This is a genomic window from Saccharopolyspora flava, assembly GCF_900116135.1.
Classification (GTDB): Bacteria; Actinomycetota; Actinomycetes; order Mycobacteriales; family Pseudonocardiaceae; genus Saccharopolyspora; species Saccharopolyspora flava.
The window spans coordinates 236,002-253,981 of sequence record NZ_FOZX01000008.1; the positions used below are offsets into that span (position 1 = coordinate 236,002).

At 68.0% G+C, this 17,980-nt stretch carries 18 protein-coding genes; 15 read left to right on the top strand and 3 right to left on the bottom strand.

Features of this window, described 5'->3' with window-relative positions; genetic code table 11:
- The first annotated feature begins 155 nt into the window (after positions 1–155).
- From BM424_RS21880 to BM424_RS21895, 4 genes are read left to right on the top strand one after another with little or no spacing between them, the layout of a single operon-like run.
- The gene (locus BM424_RS21880; protein WP_093421183.1) at positions 156–1,619 is read left to right on the top strand and encodes an MDR family MFS transporter; all 1,464 of its coding nucleotides are present in this window, start codon (positions 156–158) and stop codon (positions 1,617–1,619) included.
- Positions 1,620–1,679: 60 nt separating this feature from the next.
- Complete coding sequence (locus BM424_RS21885) at positions 1,680–2,300, top strand: 2'-5' RNA ligase family protein (protein WP_093421382.1); 621 nt, start codon at positions 1,680–1,682, stop codon at positions 2,298–2,300.
- 42 nt (positions 2,301–2,342) lie between these two features.
- Complete coding sequence (locus BM424_RS21890; RefSeq protein ID WP_093421185.1) at positions 2,343–3,539, top strand: GNAT family N-acetyltransferase; 1,197 nt, start codon at positions 2,343–2,345, stop codon at positions 3,537–3,539.
- Between the two features lie 43 nt (positions 3,540–3,582).
- Positions 3,583–4,365, top strand: coding sequence for a hypothetical protein (locus BM424_RS21895; RefSeq protein ID WP_093421187.1), 783 nt, complete (start codon positions 3,583–3,585; stop codon positions 4,363–4,365).
- A gap of 384 nt (positions 4,366–4,749) precedes the next feature.
- Here BM424_RS21895 and BM424_RS21900 read toward each other — a convergent pair whose 3' ends face one another.
- Entirely contained in the window at positions 4,750–5,559 is an 810-nt protein-coding gene (locus BM424_RS21900) for an Fpg/Nei family DNA glycosylase (RefSeq protein ID WP_093421189.1), read from the bottom strand.
- A 77-nt stretch (positions 5,560–5,636) separates the two neighbouring features.
- Entirely contained in the window at positions 5,637–5,942 is a 306-nt protein-coding gene (locus BM424_RS21905) for a hypothetical protein (protein ID WP_093421192.1), read from the bottom strand.
- Between the two features lie 48 nt (positions 5,943–5,990).
- On the opposite strand from BM424_RS21905, the gene BM424_RS21910 reads away from it, so the two are divergent.
- The 11 genes from BM424_RS21910 (at position 5,991) to BM424_RS28970 (ending at position 16,797) form a co-directional block, all read left to right on the top strand.
- Positions 5,991–6,767 (top strand): MBL fold metallo-hydrolase, encoded by a 777-nt coding sequence (locus BM424_RS21910; RefSeq protein ID WP_093421194.1) that lies wholly within the window; start codon positions 5,991–5,993, stop codon positions 6,765–6,767.
- A 120-nt stretch (positions 6,768–6,887) separates the two neighbouring features.
- Positions 6,888–7,448, top strand: a complete 561-nt coding sequence (locus BM424_RS21915) for a YbaB/EbfC family nucleoid-associated protein (RefSeq protein ID WP_093421197.1) — start codon at positions 6,888–6,890, stop codon at positions 7,446–7,448.
- Positions 7,445–7,774 (top strand): WXG100 family type VII secretion target, encoded by a 330-nt coding sequence (locus BM424_RS21920; RefSeq protein ID WP_245776031.1) that lies wholly within the window; start codon positions 7,445–7,447, stop codon positions 7,772–7,774. The genes BM424_RS21915 and BM424_RS21920 overlap by 4 nt, the downstream gene beginning before the upstream one ends.
- Positions 7,775–7,788: 14 nt before the next feature.
- Entirely contained in the window at positions 7,789–11,949 is a 4,161-nt protein-coding gene (locus tag BM424_RS21925) for a WXG100 family type VII secretion target (RefSeq protein WP_093421199.1), read from the top strand.
- A gap of 5 nt (positions 11,950–11,954) precedes the next feature.
- Positions 11,955–12,293 carry a toxin-antitoxin system YwqK family antitoxin gene (locus BM424_RS21930; RefSeq protein ID WP_245776032.1) on the top strand — a complete coding sequence of 113 codons (339 nt, stop codon included), beginning with the start codon at positions 11,955–11,957 and terminating at the stop codon, positions 12,291–12,293.
- Positions 12,294–12,602: 309 nt separating this feature from the next.
- A complete protein-coding gene (locus BM424_RS21935) occupies positions 12,603–12,941 on the top strand; it encodes a toxin-antitoxin system YwqK family antitoxin (RefSeq protein ID WP_093421205.1) in 339 nt (112 codons plus the stop codon).
- Between the two features lie 261 nt (positions 12,942–13,202).
- Complete coding sequence (locus BM424_RS21945) at positions 13,203–14,063, top strand: immunity 49 family protein (RefSeq protein WP_093421210.1); 861 nt, start codon at positions 13,203–13,205, stop codon at positions 14,061–14,063.
- A gap of 70 nt (positions 14,064–14,133) precedes the next feature.
- On the top strand, positions 14,134–14,982 hold the full coding sequence (locus BM424_RS21950; protein WP_093421212.1) for an immunity 49 family protein: 849 nt from the start codon (positions 14,134–14,136) through the stop codon (positions 14,980–14,982).
- Between the two features lie 92 nt (positions 14,983–15,074).
- Positions 15,075–15,935 (top strand): immunity 49 family protein, encoded by an 861-nt coding sequence (locus BM424_RS21955; protein WP_093421215.1) that lies wholly within the window; start codon positions 15,075–15,077, stop codon positions 15,933–15,935.
- A gap of 28 nt (positions 15,936–15,963) precedes the next feature.
- The gene (locus BM424_RS21960) at positions 15,964–16,218 is read left to right on the top strand and encodes a toxin-antitoxin system YwqK family antitoxin (RefSeq protein ID WP_093421217.1); all 255 of its coding nucleotides are present in this window, start codon (positions 15,964–15,966) and stop codon (positions 16,216–16,218) included.
- A 54-nt stretch (positions 16,219–16,272) separates the two neighbouring features.
- A complete protein-coding gene (locus BM424_RS28970; RefSeq protein ID WP_175548206.1) occupies positions 16,273–16,797 on the top strand; it encodes a hypothetical protein in 525 nt (174 codons plus the stop codon).
- Between the two features lie 206 nt (positions 16,798–17,003).
- Here BM424_RS28970 and BM424_RS21970 read toward each other — a convergent pair whose 3' ends face one another.
- On the bottom strand, positions 17,004–17,666 hold the full coding sequence (locus BM424_RS21970) for an endonuclease V (protein ID WP_425442050.1): 663 nt from the start codon (positions 17,664–17,666) through the stop codon (positions 17,004–17,006).
- Positions 17,667–17,980 lie beyond the last annotated feature (314 nt).

The window sequence follows — 17,980 nt, forward strand, 5'->3', positions numbered from 1 at the left end:
CGGGATCTCCGCCCTTCTTCATGCCCGCACCCGACTCGCGCGAGACGGATTTCGACCAGCGAGACGCCTGTGACCGGCGACAACATCGCCTTGGGGAATGTCGGCCGAGTGCGGGATGCTGAAGGTGTTTCCAGATGTGTCGGCGGGGGGATTTCGTGCGGCGGCTCGAGTACAAGTGGCTGGTCGGCATCACGTTCGTGCTGGCGCTGATCATGCAGATCCTGGACGTCACGATCCTCAACGTGGCCCTGGCCACGCTGGGTCGTGAGTTCCGGGCCGAGCCCGCTCAGCTGCAGTGGGTGCTGACCGGCTACATGATCAGCCTGGCGGTGTTCATCCCGTCGTCCGGCTGGATCGCCGACCGCTTCGGCAGCAAGAAGACCTTCCAGGCCGCGGTCGTCATCTTCACGCTGGCCTCGATGCTGTGCGGGATGGCCGTGTCGATGGAGATGCTGGTCGGCTCGCGCATCCTGCAGGGCGTGGGCGGCGGCATGCTCGTGCCGGTCGGCCAGGCGATGATGTTCCGCGCCTTCCCCGCCCACGAGCGCGCCAAGGCCGGGGCGGTGCTGTCCATCCCGATCACCGTCGCGCCGATGCTGGGACCGCTGCTCGGCGGCGTGCTGGTCGAGTACGCGAGCTGGCGGTGGATCTTCTTCATCAACCTGCCGGTCGGCGCGCTCGCGCTGCTGTTCACGTTCCTGTTCCTCAAGGAGGAGAGCACCCGCGACCCGGGCCGCTTCGACCTGCCGGGCTTCGTGCTCGCCGGGGCGGGCCTGGCGACGCTGCTGGTCGGCCTGGACCAGGGCGCGCAGCTCGGCTGGGCCCGGCCCGCGGTGTGGCTGAGCCTGATCGCGGCCGCGCTGCTCATCGGCGGCCTGGTGTGGCGGGAGCTGGCGGTGCGCGCGCCGATGCTGGACCTGCGCCTGCTGGGCAACCGGCTGTTCGGCACCGGCAACCTGCTGCTGCTGTGCATGACCGGGGCGATGTTCGGCGTGCTGTTCCTCATCCCGCTGTACCTGCAGACGCTGCGGGGTGTCTCGCCGATGTTCGCGGGGCTGACGCTGATGCCGCAGGCGCTGGCGATGCTGGCCACCACCCAGGTCGTCAGCCGCGTCTACGGGCGGATCGGCCCGAAGCGCCTGGTGATCGCCGGGTTCGTCGTCCAGCTGATCATCGGCGGGATGCTGCAGCTGCAGAACCTGTCGACGCCGCTGTGGGCGCTGGGCCTGATGCTGGCCACCCAGGGCCTGGCGATGGGTCTGCTGATGACGCCGGTGCAGACCGCGACGTTCGCGCAGATCTCCGGTCCGGCGATGGGCATGGCCAGCTCGATGTTCAACGTCACCCGCCAGGTCGCCACCGCGCTGGGCACGGCGGTGGTGGCGACGGTGCTCACGGTCCTCATGCAGCACAACCAATCCACTGTGGACCCGTCCATGCCTGCGGCGGCGGCCGAGGCTCAGCTGGCCGCGTTCCACGGCGCGTTCCTGGTCTCGGTGGCCTTCGCGGTGCTGGGTATTGTGCTGGCATTGCGGGTGCGCGACGCCGATGCCGCGGCCACTCTCGACCGCCCGAAAGCCGCAGCACGGCAGGGTGAACCCGAGCCGTCGAAGCCGTGAGATAGGTCAAGCGCGCCCCACTTCCGGACTCGTCCGGGCACTATGTGAGGGGTGACCGACATGCCACATGCCGATCAGGTTCGCAACCACACCCGCTGGCGCACCGACTGGCACCGCGGCCGCACCGGCTACGCCTGGGTGCTGCCGCTGGCCGACCAGCCCGGGCTGCGCAAACTGGTCAACGACTACCAGTACGCGCTGCGCGATCTGCCCGGTTTCGACCTGGTCCCGCTGGAATGGATGCACATCCTGGTGCAGGAGATCGGGTTCACCGACGAGGTGGACGAGTCCCGCATCGAGCCGCTGCTGGAGGCGGCCCGGCCGAAGCTGGCCGAGGTCATGCCGCTGACGCTGGCGTTCCACCACGCGGTCGTGCTGCCCGAGTCGCTGGCGCTGCCCGCCGAGCCGCAGTCGAGCGTGCTCGACCTGCGCGCGGCCGTGCGCGAGGCCACCTCCGAGGTGCTGGACTCGGTCCCGTCGGAGCCCGAGGACATCGACAAGCACGTCAGCCTCGCCCACTCCACCACCGACGGTCCGGCGATCTTCGCCATCGCCACCCTGCAGGCCACCATCGTCGAATCGGCCACCGCGAAGGTCTCGTCGCTGTCGCTGGTCAAGATGAGCCGCGACCACTCCAGCACGGAGTGGGAGACGATCGCCGAGGTGCCGCTGGGCGGCTGAAAAGCGGTCGCTTCGCGCTCCCCGGAGCGGTACCAATGCCGGATGGGGAATCTTGAGGCGAGGCGGCTCGACGACTCCGAGCACGACGAGTTCACGTCGGTGTTCGCGGCGGCGTTCCTGGAGGACTCCGAGGCCGACCTGGCGCGGCTGCGGCCGATCGTGTCCCACGTGGTGGCGCTCGGGGTGTTCGACGGTGCCGAGATGGTGGGCTGCGGCGGGCACTACCCGACCTACATGAGCGTGCCGGGCCGGCGGAGCTGCCCGGTCGCGGGAGTCACGCTCGTCGGAGTCAAGCCGGGTCACCGCCGCCGCGGCGTGCTGACGAGCCTGATGCGCGCGCAGCTCGACGACCTGCGCGAATCCGACGTCCCGCTGGCCGCGCTGTACGCGTCCGAGGGCGCCATCTACGGCCGGTTCGGCTACGGGATGGCGAGCTTCGAAAACCACCTCTCGCTGCCCGGGCGCGTCGCGTTCCGCGGCGACGTGGAGGTCGACGAGCGGCCGGTGCGCGAGGTCGACCTGGACGAGGCGCTGCCCGCGATCTTCGCGCAGCACGCGCGGGCGGCGGCGAGCCGGCCGGGCTGGATCGGGCGCGACAGCGCGTGGCGCGCGCGGGAGCGGATGCGGCAGGCCCGGACGGGCCGCCCGCCCTACCGCTGCGCGGTGCACGACGGCGGTCACGCGATCTACCGGGTGACGCCGGACTGGACCGAGCGCGGCCCGGACTACCGGATGGAGGTCGTCTCGCTGGTCGCCGACGACCCCGCCTGCTACGCGGCGCTGTGCCGCCACCTGCTGGACTTCGACCTGGTCAGCGAGGTCACCTGGCGCAAGGCGGCGATCGACGAGCCGGTGGTGCGGATGCTGGCCGATCCGCGCGCGGCCGCGCAGCGCGTCGTCGACGGCCTGTGGCTGCGGCTGGTCGACGTCCCGGCCGCGCTGGCCGCCCGCGAGTACCTCGCGCACGCGGACGTGGTGCTGGAGGTGCGCGACGCGTTCTGCCCGTGGAACGACGGGCGCTGGCGGCTGCGCACCCGCGACGGCACGGCCGAGCGCACCTCCGATCCGGCGCAGCTGGCGCTGGACGCGGCCGACCTGGCCGCGGCCTACCTGGGCGGGAGCACGCTGCACGAGCTCGCCGCGGCCGGGCGGGTGCGCGAGCTGGAGCCCGGTGCGCTGACCGCGGCCTCGCGCGCCCTGGCGGGCGATCGCGCTCCGAGCTGTCCCGACGCCTTCTGACGCGCGTACCGTCGAGGGCAGCGGCGTCCCCGGGGAGGCAGGGATGACCAGTGCGCTCGTGGTTCTGCTGATCGCGCTCGCAGTGCTGGGCGCCGCCGTGTGGTGGTCCCGGCAGAAGGTCCTCGCGCACCAGCGCGAGCAGCTGGAGGACGACAAGGCCGAGGCCCGCCGCTGGGTGGAGCGGCTCGGCGGGCAGGTCCTCAACCTCGTCGGCACCAACGAGGCCGCCAAGCAGGCCTTGGCCGACGCCTCCGAGCGGCACGCCGCCGCGCTCACCCAGCTGGAGGCGGCCACCACCGCCAAGCAGGCCCGGCTGACCTCGGAGACGGCGATGGAGGGCCTGTACTACGTGCGCGCCGCGCGGCTGGCGATGGACCTGGACCCCGGCCCGGAGCTGCCCGCGCTGACCGGTCAGCGCCACGCGGGCCACGTCGACGAGGACCGCGAGGTCGAGATCGACGGCCGCACGCAGGTCGCCTCGCCGCACCCGAGCGAACGCACCCCGCACTACTACCCGGGCGGCACGGTGGCCGGGAAGCCGGTCCCCCAGGGCTGGTACAGCGACCCGTGGTGGAAGCCCGCCCTGGCCGCAGGCATGTGGACCGCCGGCTCCTACGCCCTGATGTCAGCCATGTTCGTCGGCATGGCCACGGTCCCCGCGGAAGCCGCCTACGCCGACGGCTACGCGGACGGCATGGGTGCCGACGGCTCGGGCCCAGACGGGATGGATCCCGACGGGATGGACCCGGGAGCGGACGGCATGAACCCGGACACCTTCAACGACGGAGGCCTCGACGGCTTCGACCTCGGAGGCTTCGGCTTCTGAGCGCTCGGCAGCGGACAGTTTTAGCCATAATCACCCATGATCAATGTCCGAAATGCCCGGACAATTATGGCTAAAACTGTCCCACTGCCGAACCCAACGACGCCCGCACCTCAGCTCTCAGCGCGCTCGACGAGCTGCGGTTGGGTGAGTCCCGACGCCGCGCGGTGCCGTCGCAGGACGCGACCGAACGACTCCGCCGTCACGGATGAGCCACCTCCTGCCGGAGCCCGCAGCGGGCGTGTGATCCCAGGTTAGCGGGGCTGTGCGGAGGGGTTCGTGCGTCACCAGGGGACAGTTTTTGCCAGAATCACCCATGATCAATGTCCGTTTTGTCTGGACAGTTTTCACTAAAACTGTCCCCTGCCGAGCACCCGACACCGGGACTCACGAGGCCTGGCAGGTGGGGCACCAGTAGAGGTTGCGGGCTGCGAGGGAGGAGGTGGCGATCTCGTCTCCGCAGATCAGGCAGGGCATTCCGGCTCGGCGGTAGGTGTAGACCTCGCCGCCGTGGCGGTCCTGGCGCGGTGCCCGGCCGGTGACCTCGGGGAGGTGTTCGGGGCGGACCGTGTCGATGCGGCCGACCTTGACGCCGTCGGCCATGAGCTCGACCAGGTCGGCCCAGATGAGCTCCCAGCGCTCGCGCCCCAGGTCGCGGCCGGGCGTCATGGGCGGGATGCCGTGCCGGAACAGCACTTCGGCGCGGTAGACGTTGCCGACGCCGGCGAGGACCTTCTGATCCATCAGCAGCGCGGCGATGCTGGTGCGCGACTTCGAGATCCGCGCCCACGCGCGCTCCGGGTCGGCGTCGGCGCGCAGCGGGTCCGGGCCGAGCCGGTCGCGCACGGCCGCCACCTCCTCCGGCGTGATCAGCTCGCACCGGGTGGGGCCGCGCAGGTCGGTGAAGTGCGTGGGGCCCACGACGCGCATCCGGACCTGGCCGCGCGGTTCGGTGACCGGCAGCTCGTTCTCGGTGAACGTGCCGTAGAGGCCGAGGTGGACGTGCACGACGCGGTCGGCGCCGTAGCGGTGGAACAGGTGCTTGCCGTGCGCTTCGGCCCGCTCGAACACGGCCCCGTCCAGCTCCGCGGCGCTGGAGGCGAAGCGCCCCTGCGGGCTGCTGACCCGCACCCGGGTGCCCGCGAACAGCTCCTGGTGCACCCCGGCGAGCCGGTGCAGCGTGTGGCCCTCCGGCAAAACCGCCCTCCCGAAGTCGTTGTGCGCGCGGGAGAAAAGTCAAGCACACGGACCCGGAACCACCCGCTCGGGGAGGCTCAGATGAGGATCCAGACCACAGCGGATTCGACGAGGTAGAGCACCGTGCACCACAGCGCGATCCACAACCCCCGCCGGACCGGTCGCTCGACGGACCGCAGGAACCCGGCGAGGAACGCGACCAGCACCACCGCCACGGCACCAGCGATCAGCCACAACCCGGCGCCCAGCGCGCAGTCGGGCTCGCTGCAGGTCGAACCGGGTCCGCCGAGCAGCACCGGGGACAGAGCGCTGTTGGCGAAGAACAGCACGCCGACGCCGACGGCGGTCGCGATCAGCGCGGTGAGGGCGACGTGGAGACGCATCCGAGAAGTCTGGCAGAGATCTCCTGGGGGTCGCACTAGGCTCCTGCCGTGGACAACGCGTGGATCGAGCTCGCGTCGGGCGTGTTCGCCCGGCGCCACGCCGAGCTGGACCTGACCACCGGCCTGGTCGTCGGCGACGAGGCCGCGTTGGTGATCGACACCCGGGGCGACCACCGCCAGGGCGCCGAGCTGGCCGAGGCGGTCCGCGCGATCACCCGGCTGCCGCTGCGGATCGCCCTCACCCACGGCCACTTCGACCACTGCTTCGGCACCTCGGCGTTCCTCCCGGCCCCGGTGTGGGCCCACGCCCGGCTCCCGGAATTCCTCGCCGACACCGCTGATGACCAGCGGGAACGCTGGGTCTCCCACTACCGCGAGCAGGGCGACGCCGACACCGCCGACGCGCTCGCCGCCAGCACCCCGGCCCCGCCCGACCACCTGGTCACCGACACCGCCGCGCTCGACCTCGGCGGCCGGGAGGTGCACCTGCACCACTTCGGCCCCGGCCACACCGACCACGACCTCGTCGCGCACGTCCCCGACGCCGCCGTGGTGTTCGCCGGGGACCTCGTCGAGCAGGGCGCTCCCCCGGACTTCGAGGACGCCCACCCGCTGCACTGGCCCTCCACAGTGGACTCGCTCCTGGCCCTGAACCCCACCACCGTCGTCCCCGGCCACGGACTCCCCGTCACGGCGGAGTTCGCGCGCGGCCAATCGGCGGACCTGGCACGCCTCGCCGACGTCTGCCGAGGGCGGACATCTCCCCGCGAATCGCCCTTCCCGCCGGAAACCACCCGGTCAGCGCTAGCCCGTTCAGCTCAGTGAATGAGACCGTTCGGCCGCATTGTGCTGGTCGATGGCACCGACCGGACCGAGCACGCGTCACACTGATCGAAGCCACGAAGCCGCACTGCACGTGCTGTTTGAGCCGGGGGAAGGCTGGACATGTCTGGACAGGACTTCGACGCGTCGAGCGAGGAGAAGGCGGCGCGGAACGCCGCGCTGCGCAACCAGATCGACGGCATGCTCGACGACCTGCGCAAGCGCACCGCCGACATCCAGGAGAAGCGGGAATCCGCCGCGCAGCAGACCTTCGAGGTCACCTCCGACGACGGCGTGGTCAACGTGCGGGTCGACGCGACCGGCACCGTGCAGGAGGTCCGGCTGTCGGACAAGGCCTTCGAGCGCACCACCCCGGAGAAGCTGGCGCGATCGATCACCAGCGTGATCCGCGAGGCGTCCGGGACCGCGCAGCGACAGCTGCAGTCCGAGTTCGCGCCGATGGCCGACACCTCCACCGTCCCCGAGGTTCCCGGGATGCCGTCGCTGCAGGGCCTGCTCAACAGCGGCCCCTTCATCACCCCTCCCGATCCCGACGCCGAGCGCGCGCAGCGCCGCAACGAGGAGTCGCAGTCCGGGCGGTCCGCGTCCGCGCCGCAGGTGCAGGCCGGGCCCGACGACTGGGACGACGACTGGGAGAGCAACCGCCGCGGGGGCCGTCGATGAGCGGCAAGATGCGGATGCAGCCCGAGGAGATCCGCTCGGGCGGCAAGAAGATCGGCAACGCGGGCGACGACCTCGACCGGGTCCTGAGCACCCTCAAGTCCTCTTTGGACGGCGAGGGCGAGTGCTGGGGCGACGACGAGGCCGGGCAGCAGTTCGGCGGCGACTACACCAAGGGCCGCGACAGCGTCCTGGAGAGCCTGAAGAAGGTCGTCACGGCGCTCGGCGACATCAACGACAACCTCAAAGCCACCGCCGACGACACCGAGTCCGGCGACGAGCGCGGCGCCGGCGGGATCGGCCGGGCCGGCTCGGACATGCCTCGGTAGGGAGTTGACGTCACGTGAGCATCGAGATGCCGGACGAGGTCAAGTGGCTGCTGCCGATCGTCGTCGGGCAGTCCTGGCCGGAGGGTGACGAGGACGCCATGCGCCGGATGGCCGACGCCTGGCGGACGGCCGCCGACGGCATCGACGCCGTCCAGCACTCCGCCAACGCCGGAGCGCAGCAGGTCAAGTCCGCGATGGAGGGCCAGACCGCGGATGCGTTCAGCAAGCTGTGGAAGGACATCGGCGACGGTGGCGACTCGGCGCTGCCGAAGCTCAAGGAGGCGTGCGAGAAGCTCGCGAAGTCCTGCGACGACGCGGCCCTCGACGTCGAGCACACCAAGCTGACCATCATCGCGTCGCTGATCGCGCTGGCCATCCAGATCGCCGCGATGATCGCCGCCGCGCCCGCCACCTTCGGCGCCTCCACCGCTGGTATCGCCGCAGCTCAGGGCATCACCCGGGCCGTGGTGCTGCAGATCTTCAAGCAGCTCGTGTTCAGCATCCTCAAGAACGTGGCCATCGAGGTCGCGTCGTCGGTGGCGATCGAGTTCGCGGTGCAGGGAACTCAGGTCGCGATGGGCACCCGCGACGGCCTCGACGGCGGCAAGTTCAAGGAGGCCGCGATCAGCGGTGCCATCGGCGGCGCCGTGGGCGGCGTCTTCGAGGGCGCGGGCAAGGCGTTCGGCAAGGGCGCGGGCAGCGCCCTCGGCGGCGCGGCCGGGAACGCGGCGGGTGACGTGACCGGCGAAGCCGCCGAGAGCGCGGTGAAGTCCATCGGCAAGGAAGCCGTGAAGGAAGGCGCGCTCGGCGCCGCCGAAGGCGCGGTGGGCAGCGCGGCCGAGCAGCTCATCACCGAGGGCAAGCTCGACTGGAGCGAGATCGGCACCGGCGCCATGTCCGGCGGCGCGACCGGCTCGCTCATGGGCGGTATCGGCGGCGCGAAGGAGCACTTCGGCGGCGACGTGGACGTGCCCGACGCCGACGGCGGCTCGTCGGGCGACTCCGGGGGTTCCTCGTCGGACTCGGGTGGGTCGTCCTCGGACGGCTCGTCGTCGGATTCCGGTTCGTCGTCCGATGGCGGGTCCTCGGATTCGGGGTCGTCCGACGGAGGGTCCTCGGACTCGGGGTCGTCGTCTGACGGTGGGTCCTCGGACTCGTCATCCGGCTCCGGGTCGTCCGAGAGTTCGTCCAGCGACTCGGGGTCGTCCGAGAGCTCGTCCTCCGATTCGGGGTCAGCCGAAAGCCGTTCCTCGTCCCCGGACAGCGGGACTTCGGACAGCGGGTCTTCGACGGCCGATTCGGGATCGTCCGCTTCGGACTCGTCGAGCCCGTCGACCTCGGATTCCGGTTCCCAGTCGTCCTCGGATTCCTCGTCCGACTCCGCGCCCGAGACCCGTTCCTCGGCGGATTCCGGATCATCCTCCGACTCGGGTTCGAGCCGCGCCGCGGATTCCGGCGGGTCGTCGTCGGATTCCGGCGTCTCGACCGCGAGCACCTCGGATTCCTCCAGCAGCTCCTCGGGCTCGCACGCTTCGGACGCCCCGTCCAGCGCCGACACCTCCTCAGGTTCGGACGCCGGGTCGAGCTCCGACGGCGGTTCCTCCCCCGACACGCGCTCCGCGGACACCGGCTCGTCGTCCTCGTCGGGGAGCAGCGTGCCCGATCCGGGCCGCTCGGACGCACCGTCCTCTTCGGAGTCCTCGGGCGCCTCGTCGAACGATTCCTCCAGCAGCGGAGGCTCTTCCGGTGGCGCCGGGATGCCGCACGCGGGCGGCGGAGGTTCGTCGAGCTCGCACTCCGGTGGTTCCGGCAGCGGTTCGTTCAGCGGCACGCTGCCGGTCGACGGAGACCGCGCGCCGAGCTCCCCGGCGAGCACGGCGGCGGCGAACGTGGACGCCCCCGCAGCCCCGACGACTCCCGCTCCCGGCCCGGCCGGTCCGGCTCCGGCGGCTCCGCGCGCCGACCAGCCCGCAGCGGGCGGCCCGATCGGCGGCGGCATGGCCGGTGGCGCCCCGAGCGCGCCCGGTGGAGCCGGCGCGACGCCGTCCGCAGGAGGTTCCCGCACCGGCGGCGGTGGCGGCTGGACGGGCACCGCGGGTTCCCCCGGCGCAGCGGCCCGCCCGATGGGCGGCGACCTGGGCCCGCGCCCGGACTCGCCCCGCACCCCGTCCCGAGGCGCGGACACCCCGTCGCGTCCCGACACCGGCGTCCCCCAGCAGCGCACCTCGCGCCCGGACTCCCCCACGACCACCCGCCCCGACGGCCCCGGACAACACCCCGGCGGTTCCAGCGCGGAAACCCCTGGTCAGCACCCGGACGGCGCCGACTCGCCCACCCAACGCCCGGACGGCGCGGATTCGCCGGACCAGCGCCCGGACGCGAGCGACTCCGATCCCCAGCACCACGAGGGCCCCCAGCAGCACGAGGACCCGGACGGCACCCGCCCGGGCGAGGACGAGCACGACGGCCCGGACCACGACACCGACCAGCCCCACGACGCCGAACCGGGCACCCCGGAGCGCCAGGAGCAGATCGACCAGGCCGAGTCCACCCGCCAGGAGACCCAGGCCGGCTCGTCGTTCCACGACGACCCGAGGATGCGCGACCTGGCCGATCGGGTTCCGGACGACGGCGTCCACCACACGGTCGACGCCCACGCCTTACCGGACGGCCGGGTCCGCATCGGCGACCACACGTTCTCGGCGAAGGAATTCGCCGACATGCTCCGCCGAGACCCGAACTTCGACGGCTCGAAACCGGTCCGCCTCCTCTCCTGCGACGCAGGAACCAGCGGCCTGGCCCGAGACCTCTCGAACGAGCTCGGAGTCCCCGTCACCGCCCCCACCGGCCTCGCCTGGACCGACGGCAACGGCCGAGTCTTCGCCACCGACATGGGCCCCGACGGCAAGCCCGGCTGGCCCCCGAACGGCACCTGGAACACCCACCACCCCGACGGCACCACCACCCCAGCCAGCAACGACGGCTTCCACCCGACTAAGAACAGCGAAGACCCCGGCCAGCGACCAGATAATGCCGAGTCCCGTGGCGGCGAGAACACCAAGCCCTCTGGCTGGGACGTCAGTGAAGCCGAGCAGATCGGTGCACGCTCGCCCTACGACGAGCCTTACATCCCCAAGGATCCACAGCACGGCTTCAAAGTCGAGGACATCGCAGAAGACCGAGTCACCCGCGGCTCGGACGGGCTCATCGACACCGTGGATGGCAAACCGATCCACCAGTACACACGCCAGTCCATCGAGCAGCGACAACAGAGCATTCAGAACGCGATCGACGAGAACCGCAAAATCAAGAACCCGAAGAAGGCACCGTTCGCAGAAGTCGGCGAAGGACGCATGCCCTACAGTTACAAGTCGCTCGGTGGAAAGCCTGGCGCGGTGAACGCGATCGTCATCGACCGAAGCAACGGCTTGGTCTACGAGGGCATCAACGGAGTTCAAGGCAATACGGTTCCGACCACCACGACTACCACTGATGGCACACCGGCGACCGGAATGGACGCTCACGGCAACAAGTTCAACCTCACCGACGAGGATCTGCTGCATCCTGCCCTGCGCGACCACATATCCAACATGGCCGAGAACCCGGGCCGACCCGTCAATCAGATCGAGCAAGGCGAGTTCCCGCACCGCGATCTGCCGCATCGTCACGGCGAGGTCAAAGCCCTGGACGGGATCCTCAAACAGCGTGAGGAGATCGCCGCCGCGGAGGCACGCAGGTCCGGCGAAGGCGTCGACCAGATCGAGAAGGTCACACGGGGCGGACGGGAAGTTGAGATCATTCGAATCAAGCCCGAGGAGCTTCAAGGCGTCGTCAACGAGCTGAGCGTCGACGCGCGCTTCACCTTCAAAAAGGATCCCGACGATGTCGCGGCGTGCTGCGCGAACTGCGCACGCATTGTCGCCGGACCGGATTCCCTGCCGAAGAACGTGCGTGACGCAGCCGATCTCTCACATGGCGCACAGATGAACACAGGTGGATACACGGCCGGAGTCCACACTGACAAGAACAACCTCGACCCCGACTCCGAGAACACGAACCGGCGTCACGAGTCGATCTACAACTCGGACTACAATCAGAAGTTCACCGAGCAGCAAGAAATACGAGCGGCGAAGGAAGAAGCGCGCCGGAGCCGGGAAGCGGAGGGGTCCAGTTGATCCGCGTGAACGAGGACGAGCTCGACAGCGAGCCGTACGGCCCCGTGCTCTACGACGGGGAACGGTTCACCGGCGAAGCAGTCGATCTGCTGCCTGACGGAACGATGGTCTCTTTGACCACCTACACCAACGGACTCCAGGACGGCCCCGACCGAGAGTGGTACAACGACGGAACCCCCCGTTCTGAAGGTGAATTCCACGAAGGTCTGCCGGTTGGCACCCATCGCACCTGGGCTCCCGAAGGCAATCTCATCCGCGAGATCGAGTTCAGCGAAGGCGGGCGCATCATCCGCCGCCGAGGATTCGATGCAACTGGAAACGTGACCTGGGAAGACGCCGGATGATGCATCGAACGCTCAGCTCTTCGTCGGACTAAACAACGGCTCCGAACGAGCAGCGGTCCGGGAGCCTTATGGTGTCGTCACCCGCTCATGAGATCAGCGGATTCTTCAGGACATGGCCGTCGTGGTCAGGGTACCGAGCGCTTGCCGGTAGGTGTCGCACACGAACACCGAATCTCAGTAGTGCTCGAGTTAGCCCCTAGGCGCAGCCTAGACCGGCTCGCACAAGATGAACGAGCCGTTAGAAAACCTGAGCATCGGTAGGCTCGCGTATCCGGCTGGTCACGTCAATTCCAAGGAGCCGATCCCAGAGTGAACGAGATCCGAGTCGACGAAGACGACACCGAGATGGACGAGACAGGACGAGTCTTCTACCAAGACGAACCGTTCACCGGCGTCACCGTGGAAAAAGCACGCGATGGGAGCGTCGTTTCGACCTACTCGTACTTCGCCGGATACCCGGACGGCCCGTTCAAGGAATGGCGAAGCAACGACCAACCGCGCGAGGAAGGAACCATGCGCGACGGTCGCCCTGTCGGAATTCTCCGCGAATGGCACCCGCACGGCCAGCTTGCGACCGAGACGGAGTTCGACGACCACGGGTCTTTGATCAGGAAGAACTCCTGGACCGAAGACGGCACCCCCGACTGAGATCCAGTTGCCTGCAGCGGTTCTTCGCGAGCTCGGTCATGAGGACGACGTCACGATGCGGACTCCAACCGCGCTCGCAGCATTGGCACACGATCGCGGATTCACGGTCGAGGTCCGCTCGGACTACTTGCCCCGAAACCTCGACGAACCGACCTGGCTCTCGCGATAGCATCACGCGGCGAAGGGGGACACGACTCGCGAGGTCAGAGGTACGTGGCTCGTGCGCGCAACTTCGATCTGCGGCCGAGGTAGGGACGGGTCATGACGGTCATCAACAGGCACTCGCAGAGCATCGAGGGCACCGAGAAGAGGATCGCTGCCCTGTCGAAGAACATCGATCGCTTCTACGACAACCTCGGCGAAGCCCCGGCTCTCGCTCTCAACGTTGCGCAGTACTCGCTGCAAGTCACGCAGCGTCAACTGCTGTTGGATCCGGCGGCGGATCGGTTCGACACCTACTCGAGCCTGCTCGTGGCCGCTCGATCCGGCGCAGCGCTCTTCAAGAGCGCGAACACCAGCGACGAGCACTTCGACTGCATCATCCGGGACCGGGTTTCCCTCAACGCGACCGGCCCGACTCACAAGCACAGTCCTGCAGCGTGGTTGGACGCTCTGTGGTCAGCCACGATCTGCCGCGCACGCAACCTCGTTGACGATCTCTGCCAAACGCCAGAGGAAACCCTCCGCGCTGCAGGGCAGTACGACGAATACGTCTACGCGTGGATCGACGCGCTCAAGACCTTCTTCACCAGCGGCGACGACCTGCACGCCAAGATTAATCGAAGCATCGAGCTGACCGATCCGGCACAACTGGGAAACGACGCAGCAGAGATCGCGTTGTTGCGATACTTCCCTTCGATGAAGCTCCTCTTCAGCCTCGCGAGCGGCGAAGCAGGTCAGTTCAACGAAGATCTCCGCGAAGCGATCGAGTTGCACCGACGTTTCTGGACCGCCAACACGAACCGAGCCGCTCACCCGGACGGCTTCCTCGCCTTGGCACCGACCGCACTGGCGGCGGTCGCGCACGACCGCGGAATCACCGCGGACATCGAGTCGGAGTACCTCCCCCGCAACTTCGTGACCGGCTACTGGGTGAACCAGACCGAGACCGACCAGCAGTGACACAGCAGGCGGATTTCGCCACCGACGATGACTTCTGAACCGACGACGCGGATTTGAGGGCGGATCAGTCATGAGCTCGACAGGTAGGCATGCCACTGCGGACGCGCAGACGCAGTTGATGGCCGACACGTTCGGCACGATGATCGACGAGTACCGGTCGAACGTCGGGCAACTCTCCACCCTCGCCATCGACATCACCAGGGAATCACTCTCCCGCACTGGGCACCTGTTGCTCATCGACCCAGCAGCTGAGCAGGAATCCACGTTCCGCAACGTTCTCATCGCCGCGCAGGCCGGAGCGGCCTACTTCAAAGCAGCCGACACCGACGCCGAAACGATCGACGTCACGGTGGGCACGCCGATCAGCATGGCGAAGTTCGATCCTCAAGCGGCTGGGGTCAAGATCGCCGACTGGCTGGATTCCTTGTGGGCTTCAGTGATCTGCCGTGGGCAGACACTGGTCAGCGACCTCATACACGTGCCCAACGAGACGATCCGCGCCGGTGGTGCGGGTTTCGATGAATACATGTACGCCTGGGCAGATACTCTGCGCGCCTTCTTCTACCGCGACGATGATGTGGTCGAGCACATCAACAGAAGCATCGAACTCACCCATCCCGATGCGCTGCGGAACGCCACGCCCGAGGTAGCTCTTCAACGGCATTACCCCACGATGAAGCTGCTTTTCAACATCGCGGGAAACCGCCCGGATCAATTCAATTCCGATCTGCAAGAGGCAGTGGACCTGCACCACCAGTTCTGGACAGCCACGCCCGAACGGGCATCCGACCCGGCCGGTTTCTTCGCCTTGGCTCCAACCGCGCTCGCAGCGTTGGCACACGATCGCGGATTCCCGGTCGAGGTCCACTCGGACTACTTGCCCCGAAACTTCATCGAACCGACCTGGCTCTCGCGATAGCATAACGCGGCGAAGGGGGACACGACTCGCGAGGTCAGAGGCACGTAGCTCGTGCGCGCAACTTCGATCTGCGGCCGAGGTAGGAACGGGTCATGACAGGCGTTGAGCGACACCAGATCGACACGGGGTTCGCCGCGACGAACGCACCTGCCCTCGCAGCGAGTTTTGAACGGAACCTGCCCAAGGTGGAGCGGAACGCTTCGCGGCTCACGAGCCTGCTCGACATCGCGCAGATGCGCCTGGGGAACCAGTGCGCTGTCGATCCGTCGGCGGACAAGCTCGACACCTGGGTCAACTTCACGCACGCGACCCAGGTCGCGTCCGCCATCTTCGCTGCAGCGACAGCGGGAAGCGATCAGGTTGAATGTTTGATCGACCAACGGTTCATCTCGATCCCTGCCACGGGACCTGGAACGGCGAGTGATCCCGCCCGATGGCAGACCGCGCTGTGGTTGTCCGTCATCGGCCGCGATCACGAGAGGATCAGGGCCTTGTGCGACGTGGAAGAGTCCACGCTTCGCACCGGATCGGACACCTTCGACGACTACGTCTACACCTGGATCGCGAGCCTGCAAGCGTACTTCCGCGGAGAGCTCGGCGAGGTATCCGATTTGCTCCAGGAGACCACTCGCCGGCTCTCGCCGAACTCTGCGACGCGAACGCACCCCGCGCTGCTCGACAACATCGTTCGCCCCCAGCTCCTGCTCTTCTTGCAACTGGTCGGCAACGACGAGACGAAGTTTAACGGTCAGCTGCAAGAAGCACTAGAAGCTCACCGCACGTTCTGGACTGCCGACGCGAAGGCCAGAACGAATCCGGTCGGCTATCTCGCACTGGCACCGCTGGCCTTCACCTGCGTAGCGCGCGACCTCGGACTGACGATCTCGGTCGAGTCCGACTACATGCCGACCAACCTCATCAGAGGAAGTTGGATCACAGAGTTCCAGTTCTGACCTGGTCGATTTCGCCGACGATGGCACCATGATCGAGCTGACGGGGTTTGAGAACGGGATCGAGCACGGGCCCCAGTACGAGTGGTTCCCCGACGGAACCCAGCAGCTCCAAGGGCGGTGCGACCACGGCAAGGCGGTCGGCGAGTGGCGCGAATGGAACCCCAACGGTCAACTCGCGCGCTACGACGCGCTCAACGAGTTCGGCGACTTGCTCAAGCGCCGGCGCTGGGACCCGGCCGGCAATCTCACGGAAGATCAGACCAGCACGCCACCCGGGCGCTGAAACAATCCCTGGCAAGGATGAACCAGACCGAGACCGATCGGGGAGGGCGCGGCCATGGTGAGCAGTAATCAAGGAAGCACCTTGCGCCGCCTTCTTGCGATCGACTGGAACCCTCCGGCCTCACTTGATCGCACTCGCTCGCGAGCGAAGCTGATGCAGGAGTACCTTCGTCGTTCTGCTGTCTGGGCGCAGGAGCTGGACGCGACCAGGGAGTGGCCGTTCTTCGACCTTGCCGCGCACGTTGACACGAGCATCAGGGCGAATCCGCAAGCACTGGATGCGCTCAAGTCGAACCTCGAGTCGAAGACAACGGGCACCGTGGTGTTCGAGACTTGTGAGTCGATGTTGCACTGGTCCGCCTTGAAGGACTCAGGTCACGCAGTTCTTCCCGCCCTCGACGACCCGTTCGAACCACTGATCGTGATGTACGAACGCGGCGGTGGCTTCACTTCCGGCAAGGGTTTCATCGACTTCGATGGGCTTTCCATGCCAGTCCGAACCTGGCGCGACCGCCTCGAGCCAGTTCCCGCCGTCTTGATCGACGACACCGTGCTGGATGAACTCGACAAGGAAAGTTGACGAAGCAGCAGAGACGAACAAACCGGCGCTTCGCGATCCCATCGCATCGCGCTCTGCGCCAGCTCATCCTCTGGAAGCGGGTCGAGGAACGAATCTGGAACGTCGTAGCGGACGAATCCCAGTTCGCGCTCCGTCACTTCGCTTCCTGCACCGTCACTGTCCTGGGCATGCGGCCAACCTACTGGTCGAGCTTGGGCAGAACTCGATCACTCGGCTTGGCGGCCCAGGTGGTCTGCTGTTCTGGTGGTTTCCGGGAGGCGGTAGGTGGGGGTCAGGGTGAGGACGAGGTCGCAGGCGGCTTGGAGGGTGTAGCGGTGGCCCACTGAGACGAAGACGGGTTTCACGCCGGTTCGGGTGCGGAGGGCTCTGCCCACCTCGTCGTCGTCCATGTGGAGAGGGGTCCAGTCACCTCGGTTTTGGCCCGGTGGGTCGTAGTGGCCCATCGGGGTTTTGCCGACTCCGATGGACGGGAGGTCGGTGAGGACGCCGAGGTGGCAGGCGAGGCCGAAGCGTCGCGGGTGGGCCAGGCCCTGGCCGTCGCAGACCAGCACGTCGGGGTCGATCGTGAGGCGTTGCAGGGCGTCGAGCAGCGGTGGGGCCTCGCGGAAGGCGAACAGGCCTGGGACGTAGGGGAAACGAGGCCGATCCCGGACGACGGCGCTGTCCACCACCGACAGGTCCGCCAGGTCGAGGACCGTGACCGCGGCGACCAGCTCATCGGAGTCCTCGCGGTAGTCGACGTCGAGGCCCGCCGCGTAGCGGACCTCCTCCGGGACGCCGTCGAAGCGCACGCGAGGCCGGAGCCGGCGCTGGAGGGCTTCGGCCTCGGTCTCCGTGGCGGGCCACGGGTGCGGGTCGCGGACGGTGATCACTCGACGATTCTATCCGGACGACGATTTGCGCAGTTTCAACTAGGGATACGCCTCAAAAGGAACGCAACCAAAACTTCAGTAGACGCGACCCACTACGGGTACGTTTCGCAACGGACGCGACCAAGACGACCCAAGCTTTGGTAAAGGCGACCCACTACGGGTACGTTTCGAAAGGCAGGGGAAATTTCGTTTGAAATTGGCGGACCGCACAACGTGAGGGGGCTACGAAACGTAGCCAATTTCGGACGAAATTGCCCCTCCGCACCCACGCAGAGTACCCCGCGGAGCGCTCCCAAGACGACCCCGTGGGG